General features: G+C 62.0%; 17 protein-coding genes, 2 tRNA genes and 1 pseudogene. 13 read left to right on the forward strand and 7 right to left on the reverse strand.

Translation table 11 applies throughout. From position 1 onward, the window contains the following. Positions 1-21: 21 nt before the first annotated feature. The 7 genes from ABWO17_RS00330 to ABWO17_RS00360 all read left to right on the forward strand — a co-directional run bounded on the left by ABWO17_RS00330 (position 22) and on the right by ABWO17_RS00360 (position 6,427). Positions 22-747, forward strand: coding sequence for a LysE family translocator (locus tag ABWO17_RS00330; protein ID WP_353114934.1), 726 nt, complete (start codon positions 22-24; stop codon positions 745-747). 181 nt (positions 748-928) lie between these two features. Continuing rightward, positions 929-1,720, forward strand: a complete 792-nt coding sequence (locus ABWO17_RS00335; protein ID WP_353114936.1) for a nitroreductase family protein — start codon at positions 929-931, stop codon at positions 1,718-1,720. A 478-nt stretch (positions 1,721-2,198) separates the two neighbouring features. Further along, the gene (locus tag ABWO17_RS00340; protein WP_353114938.1) at positions 2,199-4,397 is read left to right on the forward strand and encodes an RHS repeat domain-containing protein; all 2,199 of its coding nucleotides are present in this window, start codon (positions 2,199-2,201) and stop codon (positions 4,395-4,397) included. Then, complete coding sequence (locus tag ABWO17_RS00345; RefSeq protein ID WP_353114940.1) at positions 4,394-4,837, forward strand: hypothetical protein; 444 nt, start codon at positions 4,394-4,396, stop codon at positions 4,835-4,837. The genes ABWO17_RS00340 and ABWO17_RS00345 overlap by 4 nt, the downstream gene beginning before the upstream one ends. 86 nt (positions 4,838-4,923) lie before the next feature. Beyond that, complete coding sequence (locus ABWO17_RS00350) at positions 4,924-5,367, forward strand: DUF3828 domain-containing protein (RefSeq protein ID WP_353114942.1); 444 nt, start codon at positions 4,924-4,926, stop codon at positions 5,365-5,367. Between the two features lie 84 nt (positions 5,368-5,451). Next, entirely contained in the window at positions 5,452-5,889 is a 438-nt protein-coding gene (locus ABWO17_RS00355; RefSeq protein WP_353114944.1) for a hypothetical protein, read from the forward strand. Positions 5,890-5,971: 82 nt separating this feature from the next. Continuing rightward, the gene (locus tag ABWO17_RS00360; protein WP_353114946.1) at positions 5,972-6,427 is read left to right on the forward strand and encodes a YqhG/Tai3 family protein; all 456 of its coding nucleotides are present in this window, start codon (positions 5,972-5,974) and stop codon (positions 6,425-6,427) included. A gap of 130 nt (positions 6,428-6,557) precedes the next feature. Here the strand turns inward: ABWO17_RS00360 and ABWO17_RS00365 are convergent, their stop codons facing one another. From ABWO17_RS00365 to ABWO17_RS00375, 3 genes are all read right to left on the reverse strand, one after another. Beyond that, on the reverse strand, positions 6,558-7,913 hold the full coding sequence (locus ABWO17_RS00365) for an L-cysteine desulfidase family protein (RefSeq protein ID WP_353114948.1): 1,356 nt from the start codon (positions 7,911-7,913) through the stop codon (positions 6,558-6,560). 173 nt (positions 7,914-8,086) lie between these two features. Continuing rightward, positions 8,087-8,163, reverse strand: a tRNA-Glu gene (locus ABWO17_RS00370). Positions 8,164-8,169: 6 nt separating this feature from the next. Then, a tRNA-Gln gene (locus ABWO17_RS00375) sits at positions 8,170-8,244 on the reverse strand. Positions 8,245-8,908: 664 nt separating this feature from the next. On the opposite strand from ABWO17_RS00375, the gene ABWO17_RS00380 reads away from it, so the two are divergent. Beyond that, positions 8,909-9,430, forward strand: coding sequence for a GNAT family N-acetyltransferase (locus tag ABWO17_RS00380; protein WP_353114950.1), 522 nt, complete (start codon positions 8,909-8,911; stop codon positions 9,428-9,430). A 62-nt stretch (positions 9,431-9,492) separates the two neighbouring features. Next, positions 9,493-10,599: a ribosome small subunit-dependent GTPase A gene (gene rsgA, locus ABWO17_RS00385; RefSeq protein ID WP_353114952.1), complete on the forward strand. Its 1,107-nt coding sequence runs from the start codon at positions 9,493-9,495 to the stop codon at positions 10,597-10,599. Positions 10,600-10,792: 193 nt separating this feature from the next. On the opposite strand, the pseudogene ABWO17_RS00390 reads toward rsgA, so the two are convergent. Further along, positions 10,793-11,923 (reverse strand): annotated as a pseudogene (locus ABWO17_RS00390) (IS3 family transposase). Positions 11,924-11,958: 35 nt separating this feature from the next. Here ABWO17_RS00390 and ABWO17_RS00395 point away from each other — a divergent pair. The 3 genes from ABWO17_RS00395 (at position 11,959) to ABWO17_RS00405 (ending at position 13,924) form a co-directional block, all read left to right on the forward strand. Then, positions 11,959-12,282 (forward strand): hypothetical protein, encoded by a 324-nt coding sequence (locus tag ABWO17_RS00395; protein ID WP_353114954.1) that lies wholly within the window; start codon positions 11,959-11,961, stop codon positions 12,280-12,282. Positions 12,283-12,431: 149 nt separating this feature from the next. After that, on the forward strand, positions 12,432-13,112 hold the full coding sequence (locus ABWO17_RS00400; RefSeq protein WP_353114956.1) for an IS1595 family transposase: 681 nt from the start codon (positions 12,432-12,434) through the stop codon (positions 13,110-13,112). Between the two features lie 158 nt (positions 13,113-13,270). Then, entirely contained in the window at positions 13,271-13,924 is a 654-nt protein-coding gene (locus tag ABWO17_RS00405; protein ID WP_353114958.1) for a L,D-transpeptidase family protein, read from the forward strand. A 252-nt stretch (positions 13,925-14,176) separates the two neighbouring features. On the opposite strand, the gene ABWO17_RS00410 is transcribed toward ABWO17_RS00405, so the two are convergent. After that, a protein-coding gene (locus tag ABWO17_RS00410) for an IS3 family transposase (protein WP_353114960.1) occupies positions 14,177-15,414 on the reverse strand; the annotation gives its coding sequence in 2 pieces (ribosomal slippage) (positions 14,177-15,069 and positions 15,069-15,414; 1,239 coding nt in all). A gap of 277 nt (positions 15,415-15,691) precedes the next feature. Here ABWO17_RS00410 and ABWO17_RS00415 point away from each other — a divergent pair. After that, complete coding sequence (locus ABWO17_RS00415; RefSeq protein WP_353114962.1) at positions 15,692-15,862, forward strand: peptidoglycan-binding domain-containing protein; 171 nt, start codon at positions 15,692-15,694, stop codon at positions 15,860-15,862. 109 nt (positions 15,863-15,971) lie between these two features. Here ABWO17_RS00415 and ABWO17_RS00420 read toward each other — a convergent pair whose 3' ends face one another. Next, a complete protein-coding gene (locus ABWO17_RS00420; RefSeq protein ID WP_353114964.1) occupies positions 15,972-17,681 on the reverse strand; it encodes a glutamine--tRNA ligase/YqeY domain fusion protein in 1,710 nt (569 codons plus the stop codon). A gap of 487 nt (positions 17,682-18,168) precedes the next feature. After that, complete coding sequence (locus ABWO17_RS00425; protein ID WP_353114966.1) at positions 18,169-20,364, reverse strand: molybdopterin-containing oxidoreductase family protein; 2,196 nt, start codon at positions 20,362-20,364, stop codon at positions 18,169-18,171. Positions 20,365-20,529 lie beyond the last annotated feature (165 nt).

A 20,529-nucleotide genomic window follows, 5' to 3' on the forward strand; every position in this document is an offset into this window, starting at 1 on the left:
TTGCCGCAGGAGCGCGCCGTCATGTCCATCTCGTGGAATTTCCTCATCGTGTACACGCTGACGGTGCTGGTGGCCACCATCACCCCCGGTCCCAGCATGCTGCTGGCCCTGACGCACGGGGTGCGCTACGGCGTGCGGCGGGCCCTGGCGTCCGCCATGGGCAACACCGTGGCTTCAGTGTTGCAGGCGCTGGTGGCCGTGGCCGGTCTGGGCGTGGTGCTGGCCGCGTCGGAAGACCTGTTCCGGGTGGTGCGCTACGCGGGCGCGGCCTATCTGGTGTATGTGGGCGTGTGCATGCTGCGCGCCCCGGCGGTGCCCCTGAACGTGGCGGCACCTGCGGTGACCGATACCATCGGGACCACCGGGGCCGAAGGGGTGGAGGGTAACGCGGGCAAGGGCGCATCCGGCATGGCCAGCGCTGCCGGAACATCCGAAACTCCCGGCGGACCCGGCGCGCGCAAGCTGTTCGCGCAGGCGTTTTTCGTGGCGGCGGGCAATCCCAAAGCCATCGTGTTCTTTACCGCGCTGTTCCCGCAATTCCTGGCCCCCGGCGACACCCTGGCCCGCAGCGCCCTGCTGGTGGCGGACCTGGCCGTCATCGCCTTTCTGGGCATGATGCTCTACGCCGTGGCCGGGTCGCGCATCGCCGCGCTGCTGGCCACCACCCGCGCCGCGCGCTGGTACAACCGCACCGTGGGCGTGGCCTTCATCGGCAGCGGGGCGGGGCTGGCCCTGTCCGAGCGGTAGCGCCGTTCGCCTCCCCTTTGCCGCCGTGTCCGCCCCCTTTCCCGATTTGCGGGGACGGGGGCGGTCTCGCGCAGGTGCCCCTGTTTCCCGTGGGGTACTCGCTTCCCGAATTGTGCCTTCTTGCCGAAAACACCGTACATGGCAAAAGGGCCCCATGGGCACAACGCCCAAGGAGGCCCGCATGGAACTGATTACCCTCGATACGGATGTCTGCACGGGCGACGGCCACTGCATGGCCGCGTGCCCCAAGGGGCTGCTGCAACCCGACGGCAACGGCCATCCCGTGCCCGTGCCCGACGCAGCGGAGCACTGCATCGACTGTGGCCACTGCGTGGCCGTGTGTCCCACCAGTGCCCTGCACCACGCCCGCCTGCCGCTGGCGTCTTTCCTGCCGGTGCAGCCGGGCCAGGCCAACGCCACGGCCATGGATGCGCTGATCCGCAACCGGCGCTCCATCCGCCGCTTTTCGCCGCGCCCGCTGCCGGATGCTACCCTGCATGAACTGATGGATGTGGTGCGCCACGCGCCCACCGCCCGCAACAGCCGCCTGTTGCGCTGGCACGTGATCCGCTCTGCCGCCGCGTCGCGGGCGCTGGCCGGGGTGATTTCCGAATGGCTGAGCGCATCGGGCTACTACCCGGATGCGTTGGCCGCGTTTGCCGCTGGCGGCGACAAGGTGCTGCGCGGCGCGCCGCATCTGGCGTACTGTACCGCCCCGAAAAGCTACGCCTTCGGCGCGTGCGACGGCGGCATCGCCGCCACCACGCTGGATTTCGCGGCCACGGCGCGGGGCATCGGCACCTGCTGGGCCGGTCTGGTGATGTGGGCAGCCCGCAACCACGAACCCACCCGCGCCGCGCTGGGCCTTGCCGACGACCTGGACGTGGTGGGCGCCATGATGCTGGGCATGCCCGCCATGAAGTACCACCGGGTGCCCCCGCGCGACGTGCCCGAGGTGGTCTGGGTGGACTGAGGGGGAAGGGGCGCTTCCCCGCGCGCCATGGGGCTGGGCCGATTGTGGCGGAGGGGGGCGCGGTTGCCCCTCGCGTGCAACCGGTGGGGGTACCGTGCCGTGTGCTGCCTGTGGCGTCCTGTATGTCCGGCAGCAATGTGTCGAACGTGTCGGAAAGTGATGAACAACGGGCTGCGTCGTGGTGACGCGGCCCGTTGTGTTTTCTGATGTCCATGTCCGCAGGGGAGAGCGATGCGACAGCTTCACATGGATGTGGTTGCCCCATGCAGGCGGACAGGCGCATGTCGGGCTTCCGGCATTGGACGGCCTGAGGGGGAAAGCGGGTCGGGGGCGTTGCGCCACGGAAAACGGTCATGGCGGAACTCCGTTCGGATGGCCTTGTGATCCCCTGCCAACCCCATTGCGGGTGAAATTTCGGGATATGGGCATGCTATCGGCGGTGCCGACCACGCATGCCGACATAACTCAGGAGAGTGCCATGCCCTCGTATTCCCGCACCAGCAGGCAGCAGGCTTTGCGCCCCCGTATCGCCCGTCCCGCCATGTCCACGGAAGCATTTCTGCGTGACATCGTGTTTGCCAAACAGCCCAAGGATGGGCGCTCGGAACTCCGTGCAGGTGCTCCGGATGTCGCTGCCGATATTTCTGGACGGATGTCACTGCCCGACACAGCGGTGTCGGGGGAGACGCTGGCTGAGCCAGCCGCCAGCTCGGGGTTCTCCTGTTGTTGCGATTTTGGCCCCGACGGCAAGTTGCGCACCAAGTTGGAGACCTGCGGCGGCCATGTCATTGAATACGGCTACACCTTTGATGAGCGCGGCCATCTGTCCGAAGTGCGCCGCAACGGTACACTGGCGGAGGAATACACCTGCAATGCGGCGGGCCAGCGCATCATGGCGCGGACGGCCACCGGACCGGGAATGTCGAGGGATGCGCGGCGCGGCCTGGAGCCGGAACGAAGCTTTGCCTACGACAGGGAGGGGCGGATGGTCCATGCGGGACGTGCGCGATACGGCTACGCTCCCGATGGTACCCTGCGCTGCCGGGAGGAGGGGCGGGAACGTGCGTATTTCCAGTACGGCAACGGCAGTGTCCGGGAGGTAGTGGTGCGTGACGGGGCGCGGCGGAATGCCCACCGCATTCTCGTCGCCCCGGTGACGCTGGATTCCGTGCTGCTGCCCTCTGGCGATACCGTCCGGTATCGTTACAACGATGTTGGCATGCCGTTTCTGGTGTTGCGCAACGATGCGCCCAGCGAGGAATACCAGTGGCATGACCCGTTGCGCCTGGCGCGGTTCCGCGACCACCGAACCGGCACGGAGTACGTGTTTCATTACGAGGCGGGCGAAGGCAAGCCGGAAGCAAGGGCTGGCATGCGCCGCGTGCCGCACTCCGTCACCGTGCGTGGCCCGGCCTTGGACAATCTGGGCGGCGGCATGCTGGCCCCGTCCCTCTTTCGTACCGATGCGGAGAACAGGGCGGCCCATGCGCGTAGCGTCACCTTTCGCATCGGCTGCGACCAGGTGGGCACGGTAAAGGCGCTCATCGATCCCGACGGCACGGTAGTCAAGCGGCTGGAGTGCGACAGCTTCGGACTGCCGCTGCTGGACACCTGCCCGCATTTCTTCTTTCCGCTGGGCTTCGCGGGCGGCCTTGTGGACCGACACACCGGCCTTGTACGCTTCGGCTTCCGCGATTACGATCCGCGCACGGGGCGGTTTACGGCGCCGGATCCCTTGGGCGACACGGGTGGCGACCATGACCCGTACGACTACTGCGTGGACGATCCGGTCAGCGCGTATGACCCGACGGGACTCATTTTGCAGGGCCTTGCCGCGCGTGGCTGGGATGAGTCGAAACACCCGCGCGCTACGGACGGCAGGTTCACGTTTGCCCATGGCGGCGCGGCGGGAAGTGCCGGGGGCGAAGCCGATACCGTATTGCCCGGAGCCGGAAGGAACGGAATTGCTCCGCTTGGGCTGGGGCGCGGTGGGGAGATGGTTCCTCTTGGGGATTTGCTGCGGCCCCGTGGTCGGGAAGGGGGGCAAACGGGAAATCGCACACGATCCGACCTGGATGTGCTGGATATCACTTCCGGACGCCGTGTACTATTGGAGGATGCCTTGCCGAGGGATTCCTCCCGGAACGTGGACGCCGATAAGGAGACCCCCTCGAAGGCGACCAGGGTTCTGCTGCTTGCCGCGGCGGACACCACCGCAGGTGATGGGGACAATGCCCCGACAGGGCCGAAGTCCGATGCGGCAAAATCCGACGCAACGAAGCAGAAGCTGCCGCCGTGGGACAAGGAACGGGCTTTGGATCATTTGCGCGAGAATGCGCATGAAGGGAGCACTAGGAACTGTGGTGTATATGTGCGCCAGGCAATTGAGGCCGGAGGCATTAAGATTGAGCGCCTTCGGGATGCTGAGCAGGGCGCCAAGGATTACGGTCCAAATCTTGAGCGTGCGGGGTTCATAAAGCTGCCGGATGGTGCAGCGCCGCAGGCAGGCGATGTGGTTGTGATACAATCGCCAGGAGATAGAAATCCCAAGGGGCACATGGCGATGTTTGACGGGAAGGATTGGATATCCGATTATAACCAGAAGGGTGAGTTTTATCCTGGCGGCGCCTATAGTGCGAAGAAACCGCCGTATGTGATGTATCGGAGGCCTGAATGAGGGTGCGAAAGAGTACGCTGCGCATTGTCTTTCTGATATCAATGCTGATGCTTCGTGCGGTCGATGGCTACTGCGCGGAGCGGTCACCCGAGCAATTCGTGCGTGATTTCTATCAGTGGTACTTTGAAAAGGATGTAGGTGATAATGTTCCGCTGAACAGCGATGAGATTTATGAATATCTATTCAAGCCCCTTGTGAAGGACATTCGAGAAGACAGGACAGGGGTCAGCTACTTCAAGAAGGTAGGCATGGAGTCCGCAGAGTGGCGTACTGTCGCGCCCGTCGTCAAGGCGTCCATTGATCTTGGAGATGGTATTTATCTTGTGCCGGTTGCTCTTGTCTTGAAGTCCAGGATGATAGATGTTGTTGTTGTCGTGAAGAAAAAAGAGGAAGGCATGCGCATAACTGCAATATTTGATACCTATCCATTGTTGTGGTAGCTTGTGGTGCCAATTTATGTGTAATTCATTTTGTGTAAATTTTACATGCAGCATCATGAAGTAATGATATAAAACTGGAGCAATAGATGAAAATATGTGCTAATGCAATGTTAATAGTTTTTATTATGTGTTTTTATGGAACATCATTTGCAAGTACAACCCCGGAAGCATTCGTTCGTGAGTTTTACGATTGGTATGTACGGGCGTTTTTTGTTGAGCGAAAAGACCCTGTGCTGAATGACGAAATATATAGATATGTATCACGATGCACGGTAGAGCGTTGCAGAGTAGCGTCCGACAGGCAGGAGTGGGATTCTGATTATTTTGTGGCTGCGCAGGATTATGATGAAGCGTGGATAAAGGATATCAAGGCGTATGACGCCATCGTCATCAATGCAACGACGGTCATCGTTCCTGTGAATATCTCCGGTGCGGCTACTGGTCATCCTGGATTGCTAGTTTTTTTGAAAAGTGAAGGTGATACATTTCGCATCATCAAGGTGGAAAAATTGCGCCACTGGGCGGAGTGATGTCGGATGTTGATGTTTGTTGTGCATAATGCCTGGTAATCATGGTATGAACAGTTTTATTTTCAATGACCAGGCAGGATGGCTATGATGCAGAATATAATGGTGTGCATTGTGTTGGTATGTGTGTTGTGCGGATTCAGTGCGCGCGATGGATATTGCGCCGAACAGACGCCAGAACAGTTAGTGCGTGATTTCTATGCGTGGTATTTCGTGGCAGACCGTGGCGAAGATATGGCGGAGAAGAATGATGCAATTTACAAGTATGTAGCCAGGCATCTTGTTACGGATATTCGCGCAGATACATCAGGGATATACTATTTCACCAAGGTCGGCAGCTACGGGGCACGGTGGGACGGTGTTGTGGTCGATGTAAAAGATGCGGTTGGAATTGGAGGGGGAGTGTTCATGGTTCCTGTAGAATTTGTTTTAGGACAGGAGAGGCGAAATGTGATTATTTTGGTAAAGAACTATGATGGCGAGGTGAAAATATTCAAGGTTATGGACGTGTATCCGCTTATGTGAAGGGTGTTGATCGGCGTGGATGGCGCGTACAACAGATGCCTGTCGTCATGTTTTGTTTCATATGATTTGCGGGATTGTGCATATGAAAAAATACGTATACCTGCTTATGCTTATCTTTATGTGCGGATGTGCATCTGGGCATGCCAACGTGCGCAAGTTTTCAGACAGTCCGGAAAAATTTGTTTACGATTTTTATCAGTGGTACATGCGAGAAGCAATATTGTTTGGCAACGAGCCGCTGAAGAATGGAGAAATATATCGGTATGTGTACGCAGATACGGTACACAGAAATTTTGTTGAGCTGGACAGAGGAAATTACTGGGAGGACTATTTTCTGGGTTCCCAAGATCCAAATGAGGAATGGCTTGGATCCATTCATGTTTACAAGGCAATAGCCATCAGTGATTTCGTCATGGTGCTCCCCGTGAATTTTGCCGGGGACAAGCCGGAATACACGTCGCGTCTCGTGTTTCTTGGGAAGGAGAACGGGGAACTCCGCATCATCAAGGTGGAAAGAGCGGTCCACTGGTCGGAATGACGTGGAGTGCGGAGCGGTATTTTCTCGCCCCGCTGCAATCATCTGTCACGGTCAGACGCAAGAACGGCCCGTCGCAATGCGGCGGGCCGTTCTTGTAGTATGTCCAGAACGCGCGGGGGCGATGCGCCGCCTACTGCACGCCGCGCTCCAGCAGGCGGATGATGGCCACGTCCACGGCGGCGAAGCCCAGGCTGGACACTTCGCCCAGCGAGCGCAGCGAGGCGCGGAAATCGGGCGAGACGATGCCCTCGGCCCCGGTCATGCCCGGCCCGTGCAGGGCCAGTTGCGCGGCGCTCCAGGCTTCTGCCGCGGCGGTGCCCACCTTCAGGGCGCAGCCGCCCTTGGCCCCGTCGCAGATCATGCCCATGACCGACGAGAACACCAGCGCCACGGCCTGTTCGGCCTGCGCGGGCGTGCCGTCCGCAAGGCGCACCAGCGCGGCTGCGGCCCCCGCCCCGGCGGCCACGGCGCAGCCGCACAGCGGGGTAAGGCGGCCCGTGCGGGCCTTTACCGCGCCGGTAACCAGGTGCGACAGGGCCAGTGCGCGGGCCAGTTCCGCGTCGCTGCGGCCCCATGCGCGGGCGGCCAGCGCGGGAGGAATGATGGCGGTAAGCCCGTGGTTGCCGGAACCGGCGCTGCTCATGACCGGCTGGTTGGCCCCGGCCATGCGCACGTCGGCGGCGGCAGCCGTGGTGGCCTTCACGCGGGCGCTGATGTCCGGCCCGCAGGCGTCAGGTACGCGGTCGCCAGATACGCAGGCGCCAGACGCGTTGGTGCCGGGCGCGCAGTTGCTTGGGCAATCTCCGCCGCGCAGAGCCATTCCCAGGGTATGTCCCACGGCCAGGCCCCACGGGCTGGTCAGCCCCTGTTCGGCCACGGCCAGATTCATCTCGGCGCCGCGCAGCAGGTCGCGGGCGAGGTCGCCGTCGATGCCATCGGCCCAGTTCCACAGGTCGTCAAAGGCGGCCCGTTGCAGGTCGGCCATGTACGGAGGCAGGCTGTCGCCGCCCAGGGCGTCCTCCGCCCGGTAGACCACCTGCCCGTTGTGGCGCACCTCGGCCACGCGGTCGTGCCGCCCGGCCACCACGGCCACCACCAGATGGCCGGGGCGGTACAGTTCCGCCTCGGCATACACGGTGGGCACGTCCTGCACGATTTCCTGCGTTACCGCACCGTGCTCGGTAAGGGCGCGGGCGGCGGTCACGTCGTCTGCGGTGACGGCGGCTAGCGCTTGCAGGCCCATGTCCGCATCACCCGCCAGTGCGCCCAGCGCGGATGCCAGCATGTTGCCGCGCAGGCCCTGCGCGCCGGGAATGCCCACGGATTGGCCGTTCTTGTAGATGTTGGCCGAAAGGCGCAGATGGATGCGCTCCGGCGGGGCGGGCAGATGGCGCGCGGCGGTGGCGGCGGCAAGGGCCACGGCCCCCGGTTCGGTGCAGCCCAGCGCGGGCTTTACTTCGGCGGCGAAAAAGGCGGCGATGTCCATGGGGCCTCCTGCTTGTGCGCGGGCGGCCGGGGGGAGTGGAATGGCAGATTCCGGCATGCCGCGCGGTGTGCGGGCGGGTGGGGCAGCGGGCGAACCCGCGTCTTCACGCGGCGGCGGCGCGCCGCATATACGCGAAAGGGGTCACGGTGAACCGTGACCCCTTGATGGCGTGGTGGCGTTCCCAGGGGGATTTGAACCCCCGTCGACGGCGTGAAAGGCCGTTGTCCTAGGCCGGCTAGACGATGGGAACGCATGTTGGCTGGGCTGCTAGGACTCGAACCTAGATTAGCGGAGCCAGAATCCGCCGTCCTGCCAATTGAACGACAGCCCAACAACGAGGTTGTGTATCTATCCGTCAGGCCCCCGGTTGTCAACGGGAAATGCGCGGGGGTGGCGGATTTTTTGTTTTGTGTATGTAAGCATACAGAATGATATGGCTATCTCGGGCGCGCTCTTGCCGCATGGGCACCGCGCAGGCTGTCCGCAGGCATATCTGCCCCACCCCGGCGGGGGCTTTGCCAACGAGAGATTTCGTATTAAGTTCGGCTCGTCCGCATCGGACACCCGGCGGATTGCCCCGCGCGCGGCCCCAAGGCCTGCGACGCGGCCCGTCCGGCACACGTCTTTCCGCTTGCAGGCGTACGCGCCGAGGTTTTTTTGCAGCGATTCGCACCAGAGATTGTCGCCCCCCGGTTGCGGGAAAATTGCCAGCAAATCGCTGGCGAAAGCCGCACCCGGTAGGCGCGACGGCATGCCGTCCCCTGTCTGAAGGGGGCGCTGCCCGCACGGGGCCGTCATCCGGCTCCGCTCCATCCCGCCCTGCCGATTCCGTCCGATGTCATCGGATGGTGGTCTTTGTTTTCGTCCCGCAACCATCCTTCTGACGTTTCCAGGCCGATCCTTCGCCATGCGCGCCGCATGGCGGTCGTGCGCCGCCGGGCAGCCTGCCCGGTCCGCGCCCGTCATGTCGCGCGCCGTACTTCAGGAGTGACGCAATGCACATCAGGGACGAACGCCCCGGCAACCAACAGGACAGCCGGGCAATCATCCACATCGAATACACGGCCTTCAAGGGGCACCCCATGCACGCCCCCGGCGCCGAACCTACCGAGCACCTGATACCCGGCCTGCTGCGCGCCAGCGGCGACCTGCCCCTGTCCCTGCTGGCAGAGGAGGACGGCGCCCCGGTGGGCCACGTGGCCCTTTCGCCCGCCGTGGTGGGAAAGGACCGCGCTGGTTGGTACCTGCTGGGGCCGGTGGGCGTGCTGCCGCCCATGCAGGGCAGGGGCATCGGCTCCGCCCTGATCCGCGAGGCGTTGCGCCGCCTGCGCGACGCCGGGGCCTTGGGCGTGGTGCTGGTGGGCGACCCCGGCTACTACGTCCGCCTCGGCTTTGCCTGCGTGCCGGGGCTGCACTATCCCGGCGTGCCCGACCAGTACGTGCTGGCCGTTCGCTTCGGCGACCGGCTGCCGCAGGGCAGCATCATCGCCCACCCGGCCTTCGCGGAACCGGCATAGCGCCAACAACACAATCCGCAGGGGCCGAGGCGAGCGCCCGGCTCCTGATGAGGTATGGCATCATGTTGCAATCATGGGGTTTCGATCCGTGGTTTGCCGCGCACGCGGCGGAAATGGCCATGGAAGGCTGCGGTTTTGCCCGGGTCTGCGCGGTGGACAGGGGGGCGTATCGCATCCGGGGCGAGGGGGGCGAGGGGGGCGAGGTTCCGGCGGAACTGGCGGGCAGGCTTGCCTACCATACGGACAGCCCCGTCGACCTGCCGTGCGTGGGCGACTGGGTGACGGTGCAGTGGCACAGCGACGGAACGGCGGGCATCATTCACCGGGTGTTCCCGCGCCGGACCGTGCTGCGGCGCAAGACGGCGGGCGATGGCTGCGGTGTGCAGATGATCGCGGCCAACATCGACACGGCGTTCATCGTGCAATCGTGCCATTACGACTTCAACCCCGGCAGGCTGGAACGCTATCTGGTCATGCTGGCGGACGGGGGCGTGGAACCCGTGGTGGTGCTGACCAAGACGGACCTGGTCACCCCGGATGACCTCGGCAACCTGCTGGCGGTGGTGGCCGCCGTCACGCCCGCGCGGGTCATCGCCCTCAGCAGTGTGACCGGGGCCGGGCTGGATGCGTTGCGGCAGGCCCTAGCGCCGGGCAGGACCTATTGCCTGCTCGGTTCGTCGGGCGTGGGCAAGACGACCCTGCTCAACCAGCTGACGAGCGGGCAGGCCGGGGCGGGGGGCTTGCACGGGCACGCGCATGTCACGCGTGCCGACCGGGCCACACGTGCTGTCAGCGCCACCGGCGAAGGCACCCACACCACCACGCGCCGCCAACTCACCATGCTGGATGGCGGGGCGCTGGTGGTGGACACGCCGGGCATGCGCGAGGTGGGCACCGTGGCCGCAGCGGACGGCGTGGACGCAGGCTTTGCGGACATCGCCCTGCTGGCGGGCGAGTGCCGTTATGCCGACTGCCGCCACGAACACGAGGCGGGCTGCGCCGTGCGGGCCGCCGTGGACCGTGGCGAACTGTCCGCCACGCATTACCGGAACTACCTGAAACTGCGGAAAGAGGCCGAGTTCAGCGAAATGTCGCAGCTCGACCGGCGCAGAAAGGACAAGGCCTTCGGCAAGATGGTCAAGTCGGTCAAGAAGCACATGGGATACTGAGGTATTCCTGTTTGCTCCACCTCTTTCTTTTGAGGGGGAGGGCAGGCAGGGCGCTTCAACCATCACCCCAATAACAGAAACACCCCGGCGGGAGCTATTCCGCCGGGGTGTCGTTATTATTGGTGGCTTCAGTCGGGTTTTAGCGAATCATGATGTGTAGGAGGGTGCGTGAATAGTTTTTGTATGACTGACCTTACCCCACTGCGTATACCACTTGTAAGTTAGTGGTTTCCAATGGGTTACAGGTTATATTCTTTGCGCGAAATTCTTCCGGTGTCAGCCAGCCCAATGAGCTATGCGGTCGCCGTTGGTTGTAATCCTGTCGCCATGCTTCAACCGTTCTGCGGGCATCGAGCAGGGACAGAAACACATTCTGATTTAAACATTCATCCCGGAATTTTCCATTAAAGCTTTCAATGTGCCCATTATCTGTGGGCTTCCCCGGACGAGAGAACTCAATCTGCACCCGTGCTCAAAAGTCCATGTATCCAGGGCGTTACCGCTAAATTCTGGCCCGTTATCAACCTTGATACGTTGCGGCAGCCGACCTTGAAGGCGTAGCCTTTCAAGAATTTTCACTACCCGCACTCCAGGCAATGACATATCAACTTCGAGCGCGGGGCTTGAACGATCCCATAGATCGGCAATTGTCAAAATCCGGATGCGCCGCCCACCCATAAGGGAATCGCTCACAAAATCCATCGCCCATTGTTCATCCGGGCCAGCAGGGGCAGCCTGGACAATACGGGCATGGCTTGGACGCTTCACGTGTTTGCGGGTACGCAACGAAAGGTTTTCTTCCTGGTAAATCCTTTCTGTCCGCTTGTGGTTCTGCACCAACCCTTCCCGGCGCAGTAACTCATGCAGGCGCGGAGAACCGAAACGCCGCCGATCTTCTGCCAGTTCCAGCATCCGCGCTCGTAAAAGAAGATCACGGTCTTCAGATGGTGGTCGCTTGGCTGAACTTCGGTTAAACTGAACCACTCGGCAAGCCCGCCGCTCTGAGTAGCCATGCGCAGCCTGAATGTGATGCACGGCTTCCCTGTTGGCTGCGGGCTTCAAAAATTTTTTGAGATCACGTCCTTCAGGACGACGATATCAAGCGCTTGCTCACCTACAAGTCTTTTCAGCCGGGCGTTCTCTTCCTCCAACTGGCGCAACCGCTGGCGTCAGAGATGTTCATGCCACCGAACGTGCTGTGACATTTATAAAAAGTCGCATCCGAAATGCCGTTCTGACGGCAAAGATCGACAACACGAACGCCAGCCTCGGCTTGCCGCAAGATCCCAATAATCTGTTCTTCGGTGAATCTGCTACGTTTTATTCTTGTGCTCCTATGTCAGGAACACTAATTTTTCAATGGCATACTTTTCGGGGGAGGGTCAAATTGCAAAAAACGGGACGTATGGACGCTCCACGCTGAAACAAGCCATGAAGTACGGAGAGTATGGGCTTGAAGCGCTTAAGGATATGACCCTTGAAGAATTTGAAACGCAGATACGCATGCAGCGAATTATGCTCAGCGGAAAATGGCTTTACTATGCCACATACATTGTATCGCGCATTCCGGCTTCATTCGCCCTGCCTGCGGCCCTGTATATGCTGTTGATTCTGTACAAAACATGGTTTGTGCGGGGCACAAGCAAAGCCCAGGCCAAGCCTGTAACCGCTGCGGCAGAATAGCCGCACCTTGCAACATTGGGGCAGCAGCGGGGCAGAATCTGGGCCTATCTGATTTTGTGCCCCGGCGTTCAAACGCGGGGCAACCCTCTGCCACAATTGTTTTTGGGTCATGACTAGGAGAGAGGCCTAAATGGGGCTACATCCTAATCATGCCGCCACGTAATAAATACATTCTCCGTTCAAAGATTTCGGAGGCCAAAACCAGGCAACTTGTGCGGCTTTTCGCCATCGATCTGAACGCCTCTCAGGTGGCGCAGGTTACTGGCCTCAACCGAAACACCGTTAACCGCATCGTCGCGGGCATTCGAGAGCGAATAGCTGCTGCCTGCGAGGCTGAATCCCCTGTGGCCGGAGAGGTTGAGGTGGACGAAAGCTACTTCGGCGCACGACGAGTTCGAGGCGTCAGAGGACGCGGAGCTCGTGGGAAAACCATTGTTTTCGGCTTATTCAAGCGTCAGGGTCGAGTGTATACCGAGATCGTTCCTGACTGCTCAAAGGCAACCCTTCAGCGGATTATTCGTGGCCGCGTTGACCTTGAAAGCGTTATCCATTCCGACGGCTGGCGCAGTTACGATGGCCTTGTGGACCTTGGGTATCAGAAACACTTCCGGGTCCAGCACAGTGAAAACGAATTCGCCACGGAGCATTGCCATATCAGCGGGATAGAAAGTTTCTGGGGATATGCCAAAACTCGCCTCGTGCGCTTCAGGGGCCTGCAAAAGCGCACATTTTACTTCCATTTGAAGGAATGTGAATTCAGGTTTAACCATCGGGGAGAGGACCTCTACCAACTGGTCCTCAAAATCCTCCGGAAAACTCCTCTCTCCTAGTCATGACCCTTGTTTTTTGCCCCCCCCTCTGCATCATAATAATTCCGCAATTCTGGCAGTATTCCAGCAAGGCCATCTGCGGAACAGGTAGCGCCAGTGGGCTGGCCCTTTTTTGCCCCGCACCTTGCCGCACCCCTACAAATGCCCACGGAGTCATTATGCGCAAAACACTGCTCACCATCTGCGTTTTTTTTCTTGTAACCATGTGGGCATGCGCAGGCATGTGCCAAAGCGAATGGCAGGCTGCGCCAACGCAGATTGAGATTGTTGCCTCAGGCACAACGGGCACGCTTACCGTCTATTCCAACAGCAATGGCAAGCGTACCGAACTGCTGCGCACAGATGCCTATGTGGGCAGAAACGGGTGCAGCACAGAAAAACGCGAAGGCGACGGCAAAACCCCGGTGGGCGTGTATGAAATTCGCCGTGGCTTTGGTTTGTCCACGCCTCCTGCTGTCAGCATTGCCTACACAACGCTGACTGGCAACGAGCAGTGGGTGGATGACGTGGCCTCGGCCCGCTATAACCAGTGGGTAACTACCGATGTAACGCCCAAAGACTGGAATTCTGCAGAAAACCTGTCGAAAGAGGTTGTGGCATACAAATACGCCGCGGTTGTCGAATACAACACAGCCAACATCGTCAAGGGCGCTGGCTCGGCAATTTTCCTGCACTGCTCTCAAGACAAGCCAACCTCTGGCTGCATCAGCGTGCCCGAAGAGGCCATGATAAAAATTTTAGGTTTTATGAAGCCCGGCACGCGCATTGCCATTGCCCGGACAGATGCCGAACTTGACCAGATGGTAAAATAGCCAGCTGCCTCAGGCGGCCTGCAACAGACGTTTGTGCAGCAGGCAGAACAGCCCGCTGACCACAACTTTGCAGGCGTACAGTGCATAATAGAAGGCCCCGGTCTTGGTATGACCCCCATCAGGTAGACAAAGTAAAAAAGCCCCACTAGGCTTAAACTTTGAACACATGATGGGGGTCTTTTATGTCTGATGGTAAGAAGACCACATATTCGTCAATGTTCAAGGAAGAAGCAGTAAGTGGAGTTGCCCCTGCTAAACCGGACACCCTGCGGTTGCTGATGTGCGGATATGTTCTCTGGGGGATTTTATCCGCAAGCCCTTGTGAGGGTGCCTCTCGTTGTAGTCCTCGAACCATCCGGGAAGCTGGGCCAGAACCGTTGCCGCATCAGGGCGGGCGTGTATATGCACGTAATCCCGCTTGAAGGTGTTCACAAAGGCTTCGGCCATGCCGTTGTTTTCCGGACTGCGCACCGGCGTGAAGCGCGGAAGCAGGCCTAGCAGTGTCGCAAACGCCACTGTTTCCCTGGCCGTGTAGCAGGAACCGTTGTCCGAAAGCCATTCGACGGGCTGTGGGGCCTTCACGGCCCCAAACCGCTTCTCCACGCACTCCAGCATCAAGTCCTGCACCATCTGGCCGCTGATGCCCGCCGTGGGCGCAATTGCCCCCATGGCCTCGCGGTCGCAGCAATCAAGGGCGAAGACTACCCTCACCACCTCGCCACTGTCGCAATGAATTTCAAACCCATCTGAACACCAGCGAAGATTACTTTTGAGGGTGATGACCTTGCCGTCGTGGCTGCGGTCTGGCCGGTAGCCCCTGTGCCTGGCCAAAAGCAGGCCATGAAGGCGCATGATCCGATACACGCGCTTGTGGTTGACGCGCGCATGACCATCCTGGACCAGGCGACGATTCAGCATCGCGCAGACCCGGCGGTAGCCGTAGGTCAGCCGATGGTCGATGATGTCGCGAATCAGGGGCAACAGCACCTCATCCTCAGCCTTGGAGTAGTGGGGTGGACGTCCCCGAACGGGCTCTTTCACCTGTTCGGCTAGCCTGGAGCGCGAGACCGTCAGCGCCTCGGCTACACGCTTCATCGGGAACCGTCCTCCCAGGGCAACGGAGTGCGCGAGATCAGTTTTTTTTCGCGCGCAATCTCCAACGCCTCCTGAAGGATTTCGACCGCCATGGTCTTCTTGCCCAGCATCCGCTCCAGATCGCGTATACGCTTCTTGAGCGCCCGAACTTCTCCGGCGCCGACGACCTGGTCATCCGCTTGGACAGCGGTCTTGCCTCCGTCGCTCATGAGCTTCCTCCAGCGAAACAACAGGCTGGGAGAGAGGCCGTTTCTGCGGGCGACGTACGAAACGTTCATCCCCGGTTGCAACGACTCCTGGACCAGTTGAACCTTCTCCGCCACCGTCCAACGTCGACGCTGGGCTGTGGTCAACACTTCCACCACTGCTCCCCCGTTAGCACTAGGCTTGGACATAGGGCTAGACCTATCTCCTATCGTTGGCGGGGGGTCCGGTTCAAATGGGGGCTACTCCAGAAGCCATTCGAGCCACTGAAGTCATTCAAGCCACCGTAGTCATTACTCATCATCAGGCGGGGGTGGGTATTATACGCCGTATTCCGCACCGTCGTACTCTTCGCCGTCGACGCCTTCGTATGGCACAACGCCATCTACTCCTGCTGTTGCTCCTTCGAAAAATGCCTCGAAAGCAACCACTCCATCAGCCCAGCTGGGTGAACATGACAAGACGCTGGTGTCGAGTATACAGACGAAACTTAAGGCAAAGGGGTACTATTCAGGGGCAGTTGACGGGGTGTACGGGTTGCAGACGAAGCGCGCAATTTTGCTTTTTCAGATCGAGCATGGCTTGGCAACCGTAGGCCTGCCGACACAGGATTTGCTATCCGATCTCGACAAATACTGATTGGTTGCGGCATCAGCTTGCCGCGTTACACACTCGACAAACGCAAACACCCCGGCGGGATGGCTCCCGCCGGGGTGTCGTGCATTCTTCTCTCGTCGGTTGGCGTTGCTTACGCGCCTTCCTTCTTCTCAATCTTCGCCCAACTGTCGCGCAGGCCCACGGTGCGGTTGAACACCGGCTTGCCGGGGGTGCCGTCCTTGTCGGCGCAGAAGTAGCCGATGCGCTCGAACTGCACGCGGGTGCCGGGGGCCACGTCGGCCAGGGCCGGTTCCAGCATGGCGGTGACGGTCTTCAGCGAATCGGGGTTCAGGTAGTCCACAAAGGTCTTGCCTTCTTCCGCCGCGTTGGGGTTTTCCACGCTGAACAGGTGCTCGTACAGGCGCACCTCTGCGTGCAGGGCATGCGCGGCAGACACCCAGTGGATGGTGCCCTTCACCTTGCGCCCGTCCTGCGACCAACCGCCCTTGGTGGCCGGGTCGTAGGTGCAGCGCAGTTCGGTGATGTTGCCGTCCGCGTCCTTCACCACCTCGCGGCAGGTGATGTAGTAGGCGTAGCGCAGCCGCACCTCCGCGCCGGGGGCCAGGCGGTGGTACTTCTTGGGCGGGTCTTCGCGGAAGTCGTCGCGCTCGATGTACAGCACCTTCGAGAACGGCACCGTGCGCGAACCGTGCGACGCATCTTCCGGATGGTAGGGCATGTCGAAGGTTTCCACCTGGTCGTCGGGGTAGTTTTCGATGACCACCTTGATGGGGTCCAGCACGCCCATCACGCGCGGGGCCACGGCGTTCAGGTGCTCGCGCATGCAGAATTCCAGCAGCGAGAAATCCACCACCGAATCGGCCTTGGCCACCCCGATGCGCGCGCAGAAGTCCTGCAACGCCTCGGGCGTGACGCCCCGGCGGCGCAGCCCGCTGATGGTGGGCATGCGCGGGTCGTCCCAGCCGTTCACGTAGCCGCCTTCCACAAGCTGGATCAGCTTGCGCTTGGACAGCACGGTGTAGGTCAGGTTCAGCCGGGCAAATTCCAGCTGCTGCGGGTGGTAGATGCCCAGCGTATCCAGCGTCCAGTCGTAGAGTTCGCGGTTGTTCACGAATTCCAGCGTGCACACGGAATGGGTGATGCCCTCTATGGAATCCGAGATGCAGTGCGTGTAGTCGTACATCGGGTAGATGCACCACGCATCACCGGTGCGGTGGTGATGGGCATGGCGGATGCGGTACAGCGTGGGGTCGCGCATGACCACGTTGGGCGAGGCCATGTCGATCTTGGCGCGCAGCACGTGTTCGCCGTCCTTGAACTCGCCCGCGCGCATGCGCCGGAACAGGTCCAGGTTTTCCTCCACGCTGCGGTTGCGGTAGGGGCTTTCCGTGCCGGGGGCGGTCAGCGTGCCGCGATGCGCGCGGATTTCGTCCGCCGACAGGCTGTCCACGTAGGCCTTGCCCGCCAGGATCAGCTGCTCCGCGTGCTGGTAGAGCTGCTCGAAATAGTCGGAAGCGTAGAATTCGCGGCCTTGCCAGTCGCCGCCAAGCCATTTCACGTCCTCGCGGATGGAATCCACGTATTCCTGGCTTTCCTTCAGCGGGTTGGTGTCGTCAAAGCGCAGGTTGCACTTGCCGCCGAATTCCCGTGCCACCCCGAAGTTGAGGCAGATGGACTTGGCATGCCCGATGTGCAGGTAGCCGTTGGGTTCCGGGGGAAAGCGGGTGTGCACCCGGCTGTCGAAGCGGCCATTGGCGTTGTCCGCCGTAATCAGCGCGCGGATGAAGTCGAGACCCGGCTCGGCCTTGCGGTCGGGCTCGCTGGCGTTGTGATCGCTCATGATCGTGCGTTCCTGCTGGGGGTTTTCCGGCGGCCGTTCAGGCGGTCCGTCCGGGACGCGAAGAAAGATGCGTCAGAATACGGGAAGTGGTGTGCCCGGTCAATTCGGGGGGATTCGGGCGTGGCGGGGAACCCTCGTTACCCTTTCCTCTTTGTCTTTTTCCGGTCCAGGTGGTGTTTCCAAATTAGGCTTTTCGTTCGTTGGCAAGGAAAACGAGCCTGCCATGAGGGAGTGCGGTAGCCGTTAGGTGAGCGAAGCGAACCTTACGGATGGCGGCCGCAACGCATACTCTTATCGTATTCGACCGAGCCTTAGCCGTTAGGTGAGCGCGCAGCGCGAATCTTACGGATAAGGACAGCAAAGCCATGGCAGGTGAAGTTTGACCGCGTTGCGCACGATGCCCGTAAGGTTCGCAAGCTCACCTAACGGGCACGCTTCGCGCCCTTCGGGTCGGTCAGCCAACGGGCGAAAGGACAATTTGGAACCCCTACGCCCGTTCGATGCGGCACAGCCCGCACTTCAGCGGTTCCGCGCCGCTGTCCGGGTCGAAGTGGTCGTGCCCGTACAGCAGGTTGGCGCAGCTTTCGCGCCAGCCGTGGTCCGGTCCGGGCCGTTCGGGAAACCACCAGCCGTGGTCGGCCTGCACCACGTCGGGCGGCAGGCTGTCGTCGGCGGCGGCCACAAAGCGCGCCTGCCCGTGCGGGGATACCACCCGCACCGCATCGCCGTCGGCAAGGCCAAGGCGGGCCAGCGCATCGGGGTGCACGGCCACGCGGGGTTCCGGGCGCAGGCGGCGCAGCGTGTCGATTTGCCGCCCCTCGGAATGGAAGAAGGGCAGCACCTTGCACCCGGACATGAGGATGAACGGGTACGCGGCGGCCACATCCGGCGTGGATAGCGGCGACAGGGGCGGCTCCACGTACACGGGCAGGGGCGGGCGGCCTGCCCCGGCCATGACGGAACTGCGCAGTTCCACCTTGCCGCTGGGCGTGGGAAAGCCGTCCGTCTCGTGCTTGCGGTAGCGCATGGGGCCGAGCACCAGCCCCTTTTCCGAAAAGGCGCGAAAATCCATGCCGGAAGGTTCCAGCAGCCAGGCCAGGTAGGCGTCCCAGTCCGGCCAGGGAAAGGCCTCGTCCAGGCCCAGGCGGTGGGCCAGGTCCAGAATGACGGCACGGTCGTCGCGGACCTCGCCGGATTGCGGGCCATGGGCCAGCCTGCGCCGGGCCAGCACGCACCACAGCTTGTGGAAGTAGACCACATCGTCCTGCTCCAGCCAGTGGGCGGCGGGCAGCACCAGGTCGGCCAGCTGGGCCGTGGGCGTCAGGAAGAAATCGGACACCACGCTGAACTCCACGTGGTCGCGCAGGGCGGCTTCCACCACGTCGCCCCGGGTGGCGGTGAGCATGGGATTGGTGCCCACCAGCCACACCGCGCGGGGCCGGTACGGTTCACCGCTGACGCAGGCGTCCCAGAACGTGGGCTGGTGGCAACCGGGACCGAAGGGAAAGCGCCCCGCGCCGATCATGCGGGCCTTCTGTTCCGGTGACAAAAGGTGCATGCCCAGCACCTTCTTGTTCTCCAGCGGCGACTTGCAGCGGATGTCCGGCGGGGGCACCCAGTGCACCATGCCGCCCGGCACGTCGAGGTTGCCGGTGACGGCCGTGAGCAGCAGCAGGGCGCGCCCGGTCTGGAAGGCGTTGACGCTGGTGTCTATGCCGTTGCCCCACAGCAGGCAGGCGGGCTTTACCGTGGCCAGCGCGCGGGCGGCGACGATGATGTCCTGCGCGGGCACGCGGGTGATGGGCGCGGCCCATTCCGGCGAAAAGGCGCGCACGTGCTCGGCCAGTTCGGCAAAGCCGGTACAGTGGCGGGACACGAAGTCCGCGTCGTGCAGCCCTTCGCCGATGATCACGTGCAACAGGGCCAGCACCAGCGCGCATTCCGTGCCGGGGCGCAGTTGCAGGTGGTGCGTGGCCGCGCGCGCGGTGGAGGTGCGGCGCGGGTCGGCCACGATGACCTGTTCCGCCCCGCGCAGGGCGCGGCGCATCATGGCCCCGCACATGCCGTCGGCGGCTCCGGTTTCCATGGCGTTGGCCCCGAAGACCAACATGCAGCGCGGCATGGCGCCGCCGTGGCCGTACACGTCGGCCACGGGCAGCCAGCCCATGGTGATGGACGAGGCGATGACGCGCGGCAGAAAACAGTTGTGGCCCGGCGAGACGAAATTGGGCGACCCCAGCGCGTGGATGAACCGCCCGGTGAATTCGGTGTACGGACGGCCCGTGCCCTGGCACAGCGCGATGAATTCCGGCCCGGATTCGCGCCGCACCCGGTCGAAGGTGGAGGCCATGAGGGTAAGCGCCGCCTCCCAGCCGATTTCCTTCCACTGGCCCGCGCCGCGTGGCCCGGTGCGCAGCAGGGGGCGGCGCACCCGGTCGGGGTGGGCGACGAACTGCGGCCCCGCCGCGCCCTTGGGGCAGAGGTACCCCCTGCTGGTGGGGCTGTCCGGGTCGCCGGTGACGCGCACCGGGTTGCCCGCATCATCCAGATGTACAAGCACTTGGCAGACGCCGTGGCACCCCCGGCACGAAGTGCGCACCACGCGGGGGGCAAGCCGCAGGCCTGGGCGGGAAGGGGCGCGGGGCGTCTTGGATGATCCTTGCGAAGGCGGGGCTGGGGACATGGCGGCTCCCTGACGGTTGGAACCCTGGGGCGGGAAGGGCGGGGCGTCCGTGCGGCAGCGGTGTGGCGTGCGCGGGCTTCCCCCGTTTCTGTGTGTCCGCATTGGATTGCCATGTCAATGTGGCCCCGCGCGTGTCAGGTGAGCACCGGGTGAGTATCGGGGCGC

Origin of the sequence: Nitratidesulfovibrio sp., assembly GCF_040373385.1 — a bacterium.
GTDB lineage: Bacteria > Desulfobacterota > Desulfovibrionia > Desulfovibrionales > Desulfovibrionaceae > Cupidesulfovibrio.